We start from the raw sequence: 11,717 nt of genomic DNA, 5'->3' as shown, positions 1-11,717 counted from the left end.
ATTCTTCGGACGATAGCTTCCCGTCTTCTTCTGCCCGCTTTCCGCGGAGCTAAACGGGGAAGTTTTCCGGCGCGTTTCGGACGGTTTCCGTGTTGTGACACACTCCACAACGAGACACCTTTGTCCCGATTTTCCGTGGGGTAATACGGGCATTCCCCCCGACCCCCTGCGCGGCACAGCGGAACCGCCCGTGCAATTTCTAATTCGCCTCGCTAAATTCGTGCCGCATGACTGCCGCACCCGCAGACCTTCTCATCGACCGACCGGCGATGACCGACGGAGCCACGCTCTGGCGTCTCGCCAAGGACTCGAAAACCCTCGACCTGAACTCTTCGTACAGCTATCTGCTGTGGTGCCGGGACTTCGCCGGCACCTCGGCGGTGGCGCGTGGTGCGGACGGAGAGCCGGTCGGCTTCATCACCGGCTATGTGCGACCGGACCGTCCCCGGACGCTGCTCGTCTGGCAGGTGGCCGTCGACTCCGCCCACCGGGGTCACGGCATCGCCGCGGCCCTGCTCGACGGGCTGACCGCACGGCTCACCGCCGAGCACGGCATCACGGAGGTGGAGACCACGATCACCCCCGGCAACACCGCCTCCGAGCGCCTGTTCACCTCGTTCGCCGCCCGGCACGGCGCACAGGTCGACCGCGAGGTGCTGTTCGGCGCCGACCTGTTCCCGGACGGCCCGCACGACCCCGAAGTCCTGTACCGCATAGGCCCGCTGACCGACTCCACCCCCCACTGAGGAGCGAATCACCGTGACCATCACCCAGCCCGACCTCAGCGTGTTCGAGACCCTCGAGTCCGAGGTCCGCAGCTACTGCCGCGGCTGGCCCGCCGTCTTCGACCGTGCCCAGGGCAGCCGCATGTACGACGAGGACGGCCACGCGTACCTCGACTTCTTCGCCGGCGCCGGCTCACTCAACTACGGCCACAACAACCCGGTACTGAAACGGGCGCTGATCGACTATCTGTCCCGGGACGGGGTCACCCACGGCCTGGACATGTCGACCACGGCCAAACGGTCGTTCCTGCAGACCTTCCAGGACCTGGTGCTGCGCCCGCGCGACCTGCCGTACAAGGTCATGTTCCCGGGCCCGACGGGCACCAACGCCGTCGAGTCGGCGCTGAAGCTGGCCCGGAAGGTGAAGGGCCGCGAGGCGATCGTGTCGTTCACGAACGCCTTCCACGGGATGTCCCTCGGCTCCCTCGCCGTCACCGGCAACGCCTTCAAGCGCGCCGGCGCCGGCATCCCCCTGGTGCACGGCACCCCGATGCCGTTCGACAACTACTTCGACGGCAAGGTCCCGGACTTCCTGTGGTTCGAGCGGCTGTTGGAGGACCAGGGCTCCGGCCTGAACAAGCCCGCCGCCGTGATCGTGGAGACCGTGCAGGGCGAGGGCGGCATCAACGTCGCCCGGCCCGAGTGGCTGCGCGCGCTGAAGGAGCTGTGCGAGCGGCAGGACATGCTGCTGATCGTCGACGACATCCAGATGGGCTGCGGCCGCACGGGCGCCTTCTTCTCCTTCGAGGAGTCGGGGATCACCCCCGACATCGTCACCGTGTCCAAGTCGATCAGCGGCTACGGCCTGCCCATGTCGCTGTGCCTGTTCCGGCCCGAGCTGGACGTCTGGGAGCCCGGCGAGCACAACGGCACCTTCCGCGGCAACAACCCGGCGTTCGTCACGGCCACCGCGGCCCTGGAGACGTACTGGACCGACGGCTCCGCCATGGAGAAGCAGACCCGCACCCGCGGCGAGCAGGTCGAACAGGCGCTGATCTCCATCACCGAGGAGAACCTCGCCGATGTGAAGGAGTACCGCGGACGGGGACTCGTGTGGGGTCTCGAATTCCGTGACAAGGACAGGGCTTCGCGGGTCGCCCGCCGCGCCTTCGAGCTCGGGCTCCTCATCGAGACGTCCGGCCCGGAGGGCGAGGTCGTCAAACTGCTGCCCGCCCTCACCATCACCCCCGACGAGCTGGACGAGGGGCTGAGCATCCTCGCCCGTTCCGTCCGCGAAACCGTCTAGCAAGGAGGAAGTACAGCACCGTGATCGTCCGATCGTTCAAGGACATCGAAGGCACCGACCGGCACGTCAAGGCGAAGTCCGGCACGTGGGAGAGCAAGCGCATCGTCCTCGCCAAGGAGCGGGTCGGCTTCTCCGTGCACGAGACCATCCTGTACGCCGGTACCGAGACGTCGATGTGGTACGCCAACCACATCGAGGCCGTCGTGTGCACCAAGGGTGAGGCCGAACTCACCGACCACGAGGCCGGGAAGACGTACACGATCACGCCCGGCACCATGTACCTCCTCGACGGGCACGAGCGGCACACGCTGCGCGTCAAGGAGGACTTCCACTGCATCTGCGTGTTCAACCCGCCGGTCACCGGGCGGGAGGACCACGACGAGAACGGCGTCTACCCGCTGCTCACCGAGCCCGAGGAGGTGTGACACCCATGACCACTGTCACCGACCTGTACCCCACCCGCGGCACCAGCGAGGTGACCGTCCCCCGGCAGGACCCGGTCGTCTGGGGCTCCCCGGACACGCCGGGCCCGATCCCGACCGCCGATCTCCAGGCGTACGAGCGGGACGGTTTCCTCGCCGTCGACCAGCTGATCACCCCGGACGAGGTCGAGGTGTACGGGCGTGAGCTGGATCGCCTGGTCACCGACCCGGCGATCCGCGCCGACGAGCGTTCGATCGTCGAGCCGAAGTCCAAGGAGATCCGCTCGGTCTTCGAGGTGCACAGGATCAGCGAGGTCTTCGCGAACCTGGTGCGCGATCCCCGGGTGGTCGGACGGGCCCGGCAGATCCTCGGCTCGGACGTGTACGTCCACCAGTCCCGGATCAACGTCAAGCCGGGATTCGGCGCGAGCGGCTTCTACTGGCACTCGGACTTCGAGACCTGGCACGCCGAGGACGGCCTGCCGAACATGCGCACGGTGTCCGTCTCGATCGCGCTGACCGAGAACTTCGCCACCAACGGCGGGCTCATGATCATGCCGGGCTCGCACCGGACGTTCCTGGGCTGCGCCGGCGCCACGCCCGAGGACAACTACAAGAAGTCGCTGCAGATGCAGGACGCGGGCACGCCGTCCGACGAGGCGCTGACCGAGCTGGCGAGCGAGCACGGCATCCGCCTGTTCACCGGCAAGGCCGGCTCGGCGACCTGGTTCGACTGCAACTGCATGCACGGCTCCGGCGACAACATCACGCCGTTCCCGCGCAGCAACGTCTTCATCGTGTTCAACAGCGTGGAGAACACGGCGGTGGAGCCGTTCTCGGCTCCGGTGCGCAGGCCGGACTTCATCGGCGCGCGCGACTTCACCCCGGTCGGGTAGACCCCGGTGAAGTGACCCCCCGAGCACCGGGCCGGGGCCTCCTCGTGTGGGACGGGAGGCCCCGGCCCGGTCATGTCCGGGTCCGGCCGGATCAGCCGGACAGGGCGTCCAGCAGGCAGTCCACGTCCGTGGCCGTGTTGTAGAGGTGGAAGGACGCGCGCAGGTTGCCCGCGCGGTCCGAGATCTCGATGCCCGCCTCGCTCAACTCGGGCTGCCGAGCACCGAGTCCGGGCACCGAGACGATCGCCGAGCCGGGGGCGGGCACGGGCTTGTGCCCGAGGTCCGCGAGCCCGGTCCGGAAGCGGTCGGCGAGGGCCACGTCGTGGGCGTGGATCGCGGACACCCCGAGTTCCTCGACGAGGTCCAGGGAGCGGCGCAGGCCCGCGAGGGTGAACAGGGCGTGGGTGAGGTCGAACCGCCTTGCGGAGCGGGCGAGTTCGTCGACCGGGCCGTAGCAGCTCTCCCAGGGCCTCTCGCCCGCCGTCCAGCCCGCGAGCACCGGCCGCAGCCCGCCGAAGTCCTCGGGAACGGTGAGGAAGGCCGTTCCGTGCGGGCCCATCAGCCACTTGAAGGAGACGGAGGCGGTGAAGTCGTACGCCCCCGCGTCCATCGGCAGCCAGCCCGCCGCCTGGGAGAAGTCGACGTAGGTGCGTGCGCCGTGCTCGCGGGCGGCCGCGCGCAGGGCGGGCAGGTCGGCGAGGCGGCCGTCGGCGGACTGGGCGGCGCTGACCGCGACGAGCGCGGTGCCCGGCCGGACGGACTCGGCGATCCGCTCCAGCGGGACCGTGCGGACCAGGAGGTCGCCCCGGACGTGGAACGGGTTGAGCACGGAGGTGAAGTCGTCGTCGGCGGTGAGGACTTCCCCGCCCGCGGGCAGCGAGGCCGCGATCACCCCGGTGTGCGCGGCGACGGAGGCGCCCAGCGCGACCCGGCCGGCCGGTACACCGGCCAGCCGGGCGTACGCGGCCCGGCAGGCCTCGACGTCCTCGTACAACGGGGTCAGCGGCCGGCCCTCGGCCCGCAGCAGCGCCGCCTCGTGGAGGGCGGCCACGGTACGGGCGGGCAGCAGGCTGTTGCTGGCGGTGTTGAGGTAGGTGCTCTTCGGGGCGAACTCGGCGCGGACGAGGCTCTCGAACGTCTCCGTGGTCTCCATGGGACCACTCTGCGGTCCCACGAAGTCCCCGTCCATTGCGAAATTTTGCGTGGATCCGCTTAGGGATCCTTATACATACCCTCCGACCTGCGGTTTCAGCCGTGCTGCGGGACCGCGCAGCCGTCCGGGCCGCACGCCTGGGCGTCGTCGCCCTCGTCGATCAGCCGCAGCGGGGAGCGCTCGCCCCAGGCCTGGCTCAGCGCCTGGGTGAAGACCTCGGCCGGCTGCGCGCCGGAGACGCCGTAGGTGCGGTCGAGGACGAAGAAGGGCACGCCGTTGGCGCCGAGCTGGGCGGCCTCGCGCTCGTCGGCGCGGACGGCGTCGGCGTACGCGTCGGGGTCGGCGAGCACCGCGCGGACGCGGTCGGCCTCCAGTCCGGCCTCGACGGCCAGCTCCACCAGGCGCTCGTCGCCCTCGGTGAAGACGGACCGCTCCTCGGCGAAGTTGGCCCGGTAGAAGGCCTGGATCAGCCGGTCCTGCCTGCCGTGCTCCTTGGCGAGGTGCAGCAGGCGGTGCATGTCGAAGGTGTTGCCGTGGTCGCGGTCCCGGGTGCGGTAGTCCAGGCCCTCGGCGGCGGCCTGCGCGCCCAGGTTGTCCTCGCCGGCCTGGGCCTGCGCCTCGCTCATGCCGTACTTCCCGGTCAGCATGGTGATCACCGGCTGGACGTCGCCCTTGGGCCGGCCCGGGTCCAGCTCGAAGGAGCGGTGCACCACCTCGACCTCGTCGCGGTGCGGGAAGGCGGCCAGCGCCTTCTCGAAGCGGGCCTTGCCCACGTAGCACCACGGGCAGGCGATGTCGCTCCAGATCTCGACGCGCATTCTTCGGCTCTCTCAGGTCGTACGGGCATGGAGGCTCTCTCCGCCCGGTGCATGAACCTTCAAACAGCGCGCTGCATTCCCCGGCCCGCCTCACCCGTCCGGCCCGGGGCTCCGCTTGACTTCGAGAGCACTCCAATTCGTAGCGTTCCGGGCATGAGCACTGCACAGCACAAGATCGGTTCCGGTTTCGGCGCCACCAGCACCGCCGACGACGTCCTGCGGGGCGTCGACCTGACCGGGAAGCTCGCCCTCGTCACCGGCGGCTACTCGGGCATCGGCCTGGAGACCACCCGCGCGCTGGTGAAGGCCGGCGCGCACGTGGCCGTGCCCGCCCGCCGCCCGGCCACCGCCGAGCAGGCGCTGGCCGGACTGTCCGGCGTCGAGCTCGACGAGCTGGACCTCGGCGACCTGGACAGCGTGCGCGGCTTCGCCGAGCGGTTCCTCGCCTCCGGGCGGACCCTCGACATCGTGATCGACAGCGCCGGGATCATGGCGTGCCCGGAGACCCGGGTGGGGCCCGGCTGGGAGGCCCAGTTCGCCACCAACCACCTCGGTCACTTCGCCCTCGTCAACCGGCTGTGGCCGGCGATCGCACCGGGCGGCGCCCGCGTCGTCTCCGTGTCCTCGCGCGGCCACCACTTCTCCGGCATCCGCTGGGACGACGTCCACTGGCGGCGGGGTTACGACAAGTGGGAGGCCTACGGCCAGGCCAAGACCGCCAACGTCCTGTTCGCCGTCCATCTCGACCGGCTCGGCCGGGACTCCGGTGTGCGCGCCTTCGCCCTGCACCCCGGCGGCATCATCACCCCGCTGCAGCGGCACCTGCCCAAGGCGGAGATGGTCGAGCGCGGCTGGATCGACGAGGACGGCAACCCGCTCAACCCCGAGGGCTTCAAGACCCCGCCGCAGGGCGCGGCCACCCAGGTGTGGGCGGCGACCTCCCCGCAGCTGGACGGCCTCGGCGGCGTCTACCTGGAGGACTGCGACATCGCGGAGCCCGCCACCGAGGGCGAGGAGCGCACCGGCGTCAAGGCCTGGGCGACCGACCCGGAGCAGGCGGCACGGCTGTGGGCGCTGTCGGCCGAACTGACGGGCGTCGACGCGTTCGCCGCCTAGCGGACGGCAGGGGCCTTCAGCTGCCGTCTCTCAGGTCGCTCGGCCAGGCGGGACGGAACTCGACGTGGTCGTAGGTGACCACGCAGCCCTCCCCCAGCGGGGACTGGGTCATGAAGCCGACCAGCGCGGCGCCCGTCTCCTTCTCGTCGCCCAGGGTGAAGAGCCGGACGAAGGTCCAGCGCCGGCCGTCGCGGGAGGCGTGGAAGGCGAACGACCGGCCGGTCCGGCTGACCCGCAACCACGCCGAGCTGCCGTCCACGGTGAAGGAGTTGGCGTCGTCGGAGTGTCCCCGGGTGACCACCGTGCAGACGGTGGGCACGTCCGGGGAGTACTCCAGGCACAGCTTGGCCCAGGCCCGTTCACCGACGTGGACGTAGAGGACCCCGGCGTCGAACGCGGCGCGGAATCCCACGGTGACGCGGGCGATCAGCTGGAAGTCGCCCTCCGGCGCGCCCAGCAGCCGGGGCGCGTCGGAGGCCGGGTCGAGGGCTTCGCCGGTGGGCGTGACGAACCGGTCCTGCCGGGGGCCCGCCCATCCGGACAGCACACCGTCCTCGTGGAACCAGTGCCCGTCGGGCCCGTACGTGCGAAGCGGGAAGGGCAGTTCGGGAAGTTCCACGTCCATCGTCCGATTGTCGCAGCAGCACGTTCGCGCCGGGCCGGGCCCCCGCGGGCCTACCGCTCCAGCACCCCGTCGAACCGCCGGGGCAGTCCGAGGGGGTTGTCGTCGCGCAGTTCCCTCGGCAGCAGGGCCTGCGGCGCGTTCTGGTAGACCACCGGCCGCAGCCACCGCTCGACGGCCGTACCCCCCACGGAGGTGGACCCGGAGGTCGTCGCGGGGTACGGACCGCCGTGGTGCTGGGCCGGGGCCACCGCCACGCCGGTGGGCCACGCGTTCACGACCACGCGCCCGGCCAGCGGGGTCAGCTCGGCGAGGATCTCCGGGCCCCGCCCCTGGCCGGCGGCCTCCTCGGAGGAGAGCTGGACGGTCGCGGTGAGGTTGCCCGGCAGCCGGGACAGCAGGGTCGCGGCCTGGGTCTCGTCGGAGTAGCGCACGACCACGGTGACCGGCCCGAAGCACTCCTCCAGCAGCAGGTCGTGGTCGCCGCCCTCGGTCAGCCGGTCCGCCGGCACCGTCAGGAACCCGGCGCTGACCGTGTGCTCGCCGCCCGCGCCCGGGAGCACGGGGGACTCCACGCCCGCCAGGGCGGCGCGCTCGCTCACCCCGGCGACGAAGTTGTCCCGCATCCGGTGGTCGAGCAGCACCCCGGCGGCGGTGTCGCCGACCGCGTCGGTGAGGGACTTCACCAGCCGGTCGCCGCCAGCGCCGGACGGCACCAGGACCAGACCGGGCTTGACGCAGAACTGGCCGACGCCGAGGGTCATCGACCCGGCGAGCCCGCCGCCGATCTCCTCGGCGCGCTCGGCCACCGCCGCCTCGGTCACCAGGACCGGGTTCAGCGAGCCGAGCTCACCGTGGAACGGGATGGGCACGGGACGCGCGGCGGCCGCGTCGAACAGGGCCCGGCCGCCCCGGACGGACCCGGTGAAGCCGGCGGCGGTGACCAGCGGGTGCTCGATCAGCCGGACACCCGCCTCGAAGCCGTGCACGAGTCCGACGACGCCCTCGGGGATGCCGTGCTCGGCGGCGGCCCGGCGCAGCACGCCGGCGACCAGCTCGGACAGGGCCGGGTGGTCGGGGTGGGCCTTCACGACGACGGGGCAGCCGGCGGCCAGGGCGCTGGCGGTGTCGCCGCCCGCGACGGAGAAGGCGAAGGGGAAGTTGGAGGCGGAGTAGACCGCGACGACGCCGAGCGGGACCTTGTAGCGGCGCAGGTCCGGGACGGGCGGGGTCGCGGTGTCGTCGGGGTGGTCGATGATGACGTCGAGGAAGGCGCCCTCGTCGACGATGTCGGAGAAGGCCCGCAGCTGGTGGGCGGTGCGGGCGAGTTCTCCGGTGAGCCGGACCGGGCCGAGGGCGGTCTCGGCGTCGGCGGTCCCGATCAGGACGTCCTTGGCCGCCTCCAGGCCCGCGGCCGCCGTGCGCAGGAACGCGGAGCGGACCGCGCGGTCGGCGAGGGCGGCGCGGGCGTCGTGGGCCGCGCGGACCGCCGCGTCCACCTCCTGGGCCGTGGCCTCCACCCCGACCTGTTCACGCTGCTTCCCGGTACGCGGGTCGACACTCCAGACTGGTGCTGCTGTCACCGCGGGTCCCTCCCAGTAAGGCCGCAATTCCTCGGTCACCCATCAGCCGCGTTCGATATACTGAACACTGTCTCTGATGATGAATTTCCTGCTCGGAGACTATATATCTGGGTCCTCACATATCCAGGTCCTCGTCGAACGAAGGGGTCAAGGGCGATGACGGCAGGCGACGCAGGCGGCGGGGCGCAGGTCAAGTCCGCGGTACGGACCGTGGAACTGCTGGAGTACTTCGCCGGCCGGCCCGGCATGCACTCCCTCGCGGCCGTGCAGGAGGCGGTGGGGTACCCCAAGTCCAGCCTGTACATGCTGCTGCGCACCCTGGTGGAGCTCGGCTGGGTGGAGACGGACGCGACGGGCACGCGGTACGGCATCGGGGTGCGGGCGCTGCTCGTGGGCACCTCGTACATCGACGGCGACGAGGTGGTGGCCGCCGCCCGGCCGACCCTGGACCGGCTCTCCGACGACACCACGGAGACCATCCACCTGGCCCGCCTCGACGGCGTCAACGTGGTCTACCTGGCCACCCGCCAGTCCCAGCACTACCTGCGCCCCTTCACCCGCGTCGGGCGCCGGCTGCCGGCCCACTCCACGTCCCTCGGCAAGGCGATCCTCGCCACGTACACCGACGAGCAGGTGCGCAAGCTGCTGCCGGAGACGCTGCCCGCGCTCACCGAGCACACCCTCACCGACCGCGAGGAGCTCATCGAGGAGCTGCGCCAGGTCCGGGAGCAGGGCTTCGCGGTCGACCGCGAGGAGAACACCCTGGGCCTGCGCTGCTTCGGCGTGGCGATCCCCTACCGCACCCCCGCCCGCGACGCCATCAGCTGCTCGGTCCCGGTGGCCCGGCTGACCTCCGCCCACGAGCAGCTGATCAAGGACGCGCTGTTCGACGCCCGCGACCGGCTCGCGCTGGCGACGCGCAGGCTCTGAGGGGACGCCGGCCGGGCCCGCGGGGTCGTAGGTCCGGGCCGGGTCACGTCGTAGGCTCGGGAGCCATGGAGATCGCGCTGCGGGCCGTGGAGGACGCCGATCTGACGGTGTTCTTCCGGCAGATGACCGACCCGGAGGCCGCCCGGATGGCCGCGTTCGGCACACCCGATCCGGGTGACCGGGACGCCTTCGACGTCCGCTGGAAGCGGCTGCTGGCCTCCTCCGACGTGGTGCGCACGGTCCTGGCCGACGGACGGGTGGCGGGCAGCACGGCGGTCTACGGCGAGCCGGGCGAGCGCGAGGTGACGTACTGGATCGACCGCGCGTACTGGGGGCGGGGCGTGGCCACGGCCGCCCTGCGCGCCCTGGTCACCGAGGTGCCCGAGCGGCCCCTGTACGCGCGGGCGGCGGCCGACAACGCGGCCTCGCTGCGGGTGCTGCAGAAGTGCGGGTTCCGTGAGACGGCCCGCGCCCGGGGGTACGCGAACGGGCGCGGCCGGGAGATCGACGAGGTCGTCCTGGTCCTGGCGGACTGATCATCGCCGTACGGGGCCGGGTGTCTGAAGCCTCGATGAGAATGCGGTGAAATCGGGAACGCCCGACCCGGTCCCACTCGTCTTCCGAGCGGGATGAACAAGACGATCAGGCGGGCGTCCGTCTTCACACTGCTGCTCGTGCTCGCTCTGCTGGGCAGGGCGACATGGGTGCAGTTCTACGACGGCAAGGCCCTCGCGGACGACAACGACAACCGGCGGAACGCGATCGAGACCTACTCGCGGCCGCTCGGGAACATCATCGTGGCCGGCGACGCGATCACCGGTTCCACCCGGACGAAGGGCAGCGACCTCGCGTACAAGCGGACGTACAAGAACGGCAGTCTCTACGCGGCCGTGACGGGCTACGCCTCGCAGGCCTACGCCCCCACCCAGCTGGAGGGCATCTACACCGACCTGCTCAACGGCACCGATCCGCAGCTGAAGACCGTGATGGACACGGTCACCGGCCGGCGTGCCGAGCCGGGCGACGTGCTGACGACGATCGACCCGGCCGTGCAGAAGGCGGCGTACAGGGCGCTCGGCGGCAACAAGGGCGCGGCGGTCGCGATCGACCCGAAGACCGGCAAGATCCTCGCCTCGGTCTCGACGCCGTCGTACGACCCCGCCTCGCTCACCGACGCGAACACGGCCGGGAAGGCCTGGAAGTCCCTCAACGCGGACAAGGACAAGCCGCTCACCAACCGCGCGCTGCGTCAGCCGCTGCCGCCGGGCTCGACCTTCAAGCTGGTCGTGGCGGCGGCCGCGCTGGAGGACGGGCTGTACAAGGACGTGGACGTGCCCACCGACAGCCCCGACCCGTACACCCTGCCGGGCACGGTGCGCGAACTGCCGAACGAGAGCAAGTCGGCGCCGTGCAAGAACGCTCCGATCCGTCAGGCGCTGCGGTACTCGTGCAACAACGTCTTCGGTCACATGGCGGTCCAGCTCGGCCAGGACAAGGTGAGGGCCATGGCGGAGAAGTTCGGCTTCAACGACCAGGAGCAGGACGTCCCGGTACGGGCCCACCCGAGCGTCTACCCCTCGGACATGGACGAGGCGCAGACGGCGCTGTCCGGTATCGGCCAGTTCGACGTCACCGCGACCCCGTTGCAGATGGCGATGGTGTCCGCGGCGATCGCCAACGGCGGCAAGCTGGTCTCCCCGCACATGGTCTCGAAGATCACCGACAGCGGCGGCGAGGTGCTGAAGGACTACGACGACAACGCGGACAGCGAGGAGATCGTCAGCTCCTCGACGGCCGAGCAGCTCCAGTCGGCCATGGAGACGGTCGTCAAGGAGGGCACGGGCACGAACGCGCTGATCGACGGGGTGACCGTCGGCGGCAAGACCGGTACCGCCCAGCACGGTGAGAACAACAGCAAGACGCCGTACGCCTGGTTCACCTCGTACGGCAAGTCGGACGGCAACGGCAAGGAGGTCGCCGTGGCGGTCATGGTGGAGCAGTCGGACGCGGCGCGCTCCGAGGTCTCCGGCAACGGTCTCGCGGCGCCGGTCGCCAAGGCGATGATGCAGGCGGCGCTGAAGTAGCGCCCCGTGGCGGGTGGGCGCGATCGGCCACGGCGGACCGTGGCCGATCGCGCGGCTCGCTC

The 11,717-nt window shown here is 71.1% G+C and carries 12 protein-coding genes; 8 read left to right on the top strand and 4 right to left on the bottom strand.

Going from position 1 to position 11,717, the window contains the following annotated elements:
* The first annotated feature begins 227 nt into the window (after positions 1-227).
* From ectA to thpD, 4 genes are read left to right on the top strand one after another with little or no spacing between them, the layout of a single operon-like run.
* Entirely contained in the window at positions 228-746 is a 519-nt protein-coding gene (gene ectA, locus ACF08B_RS17130; protein WP_392318067.1) for a diaminobutyrate acetyltransferase, read from the top strand.
* 13 nt (positions 747-759) lie between these two features.
* The gene (gene ectB / locus ACF08B_RS17125; RefSeq protein ID WP_392318066.1) at positions 760-2,031 is read left to right on the top strand and encodes a diaminobutyrate--2-oxoglutarate transaminase; all 1,272 of its coding nucleotides are present in this window, start codon (positions 760-762) and stop codon (positions 2,029-2,031) included.
* A gap of 20 nt (positions 2,032-2,051) precedes the next feature.
* Positions 2,052-2,456, top strand: a complete 405-nt coding sequence (locus ACF08B_RS17120) for an ectoine synthase (RefSeq protein WP_073892423.1) — start codon at positions 2,052-2,054, stop codon at positions 2,454-2,456.
* Between the two features lie 5 nt (positions 2,457-2,461).
* Positions 2,462-3,349, top strand: coding sequence for an ectoine hydroxylase (thpD, locus tag ACF08B_RS17115; RefSeq protein WP_392318065.1), 888 nt, complete (start codon positions 2,462-2,464; stop codon positions 3,347-3,349).
* Between the two features lie 91 nt (positions 3,350-3,440).
* Here thpD and ACF08B_RS17110 read toward each other — a convergent pair whose 3' ends face one another.
* Both ACF08B_RS17110 and ACF08B_RS17105 read right to left on the bottom strand, forming a co-directional pair.
* Positions 3,441-4,502, bottom strand: coding sequence for an aminotransferase class V-fold PLP-dependent enzyme (locus ACF08B_RS17110; protein ID WP_392318064.1), 1,062 nt, complete (start codon positions 4,500-4,502; stop codon positions 3,441-3,443).
* 95 nt (positions 4,503-4,597) lie between these two features.
* Complete coding sequence (locus ACF08B_RS17105; RefSeq protein WP_392318063.1) at positions 4,598-5,320, bottom strand: DsbA family oxidoreductase; 723 nt, start codon at positions 5,318-5,320, stop codon at positions 4,598-4,600.
* A 153-nt stretch (positions 5,321-5,473) separates the two neighbouring features.
* Here ACF08B_RS17105 and ACF08B_RS17100 point away from each other — a divergent pair, with 153 nt between their 5' ends.
* Positions 5,474-6,436 (top strand): SDR family NAD(P)-dependent oxidoreductase, encoded by a 963-nt coding sequence (locus ACF08B_RS17100; RefSeq protein WP_392318062.1) that lies wholly within the window; start codon positions 5,474-5,476, stop codon positions 6,434-6,436.
* A gap of 16 nt (positions 6,437-6,452) precedes the next feature.
* Here the strand turns inward: ACF08B_RS17100 and ACF08B_RS17095 are convergent, their stop codons facing one another.
* Positions 6,453-7,061, bottom strand: a complete 609-nt coding sequence (locus ACF08B_RS17095) for a DUF1349 domain-containing protein (RefSeq protein WP_093478694.1) — start codon at positions 7,059-7,061, stop codon at positions 6,453-6,455.
* 50 nt (positions 7,062-7,111) lie between these two features.
* Positions 7,112-8,641 (bottom strand): aldehyde dehydrogenase (NADP(+)), encoded by a 1,530-nt coding sequence (locus ACF08B_RS17090; protein ID WP_392318061.1) that lies wholly within the window; start codon positions 8,639-8,641, stop codon positions 7,112-7,114.
* 156 nt (positions 8,642-8,797) lie between these two features.
* Here ACF08B_RS17090 and ACF08B_RS17085 point away from each other — a divergent pair, with 156 nt between their 5' ends.
* The 3 genes from ACF08B_RS17085 to ACF08B_RS17075 all read left to right on the top strand — a co-directional run bounded on the left by ACF08B_RS17085 (position 8,798) and on the right by ACF08B_RS17075 (position 11,655).
* On the top strand, positions 8,798-9,571 hold the full coding sequence (locus ACF08B_RS17085) for an IclR family transcriptional regulator (RefSeq protein WP_392318060.1): 774 nt from the start codon (positions 8,798-8,800) through the stop codon (positions 9,569-9,571).
* A gap of 65 nt (positions 9,572-9,636) precedes the next feature.
* Positions 9,637-10,107 carry a GNAT family N-acetyltransferase gene (locus ACF08B_RS17080; RefSeq protein ID WP_392318059.1) on the top strand — a complete coding sequence of 157 codons (471 nt, stop codon included), beginning with the start codon at positions 9,637-9,639 and terminating at the stop codon, positions 10,105-10,107.
* Between the two features lie 93 nt (positions 10,108-10,200).
* A complete protein-coding gene (locus tag ACF08B_RS17075) occupies positions 10,201-11,655 on the top strand; it encodes a peptidoglycan D,D-transpeptidase FtsI family protein (protein WP_392318058.1) in 1,455 nt (484 codons plus the stop codon).
* Positions 11,656-11,717: the final 62 nt, after the last annotated feature.

It is taken from the genome of Streptomyces sp. NPDC015139 (assembly GCF_043079785.1).
Taxonomy (GTDB): domain Bacteria; phylum Actinomycetota; class Actinomycetes; order Streptomycetales; family Streptomycetaceae; genus Streptomyces; species Streptomyces albidocamelliae.
The sequence above is the reverse complement of the archived record's forward strand: the minus strand, read 5'-3'. Positions and strand labels throughout refer to the sequence as shown.

Excerpts from the sequence above, each read along its gene's own strand:
- ectA (WP_392318067.1), top strand. The coding sequence starts at position 228 with ATGACTGCCGCACCCGCAGACCTTCTCATCGACCGACCGGCGATGACC.
- thpD (WP_392318065.1), top strand. The coding sequence starts at position 2,462 with ATGACCACTGTCACCGACCTGTACCCCACCCGCGGCACCAGCGAGGTG.
- ACF08B_RS17110 (WP_392318064.1), bottom strand. The coding sequence starts at position 4,502 with ATGGAGACCACGGAGACGTTCGAGAGCCTCGTCCGCGCCGAGTTCGCC.
- ACF08B_RS17105 (WP_392318063.1), bottom strand. The coding sequence starts at position 5,320 with ATGCGCGTCGAGATCTGGAGCGACATCGCCTGCCCGTGGTGCTACGTG.
- ACF08B_RS17100 (WP_392318062.1), top strand. The coding sequence starts at position 5,474 with ATGAGCACTGCACAGCACAAGATCGGTTCCGGTTTCGGCGCCACCAGC.
- ACF08B_RS17095 (WP_093478694.1), bottom strand. The coding sequence starts at position 7,061 with ATGGACGTGGAACTTCCCGAACTGCCCTTCCCGCTTCGCACGTACGGG.
- ACF08B_RS17085 (WP_392318060.1), top strand. The coding sequence starts at position 8,798 with ATGACGGCAGGCGACGCAGGCGGCGGGGCGCAGGTCAAGTCCGCGGTA.
- ACF08B_RS17080 (WP_392318059.1), top strand. The coding sequence starts at position 9,637 with ATGGAGATCGCGCTGCGGGCCGTGGAGGACGCCGATCTGACGGTGTTC.
- ACF08B_RS17075 (WP_392318058.1), top strand. The coding sequence starts at position 10,201 with ATGAACAAGACGATCAGGCGGGCGTCCGTCTTCACACTGCTGCTCGTG.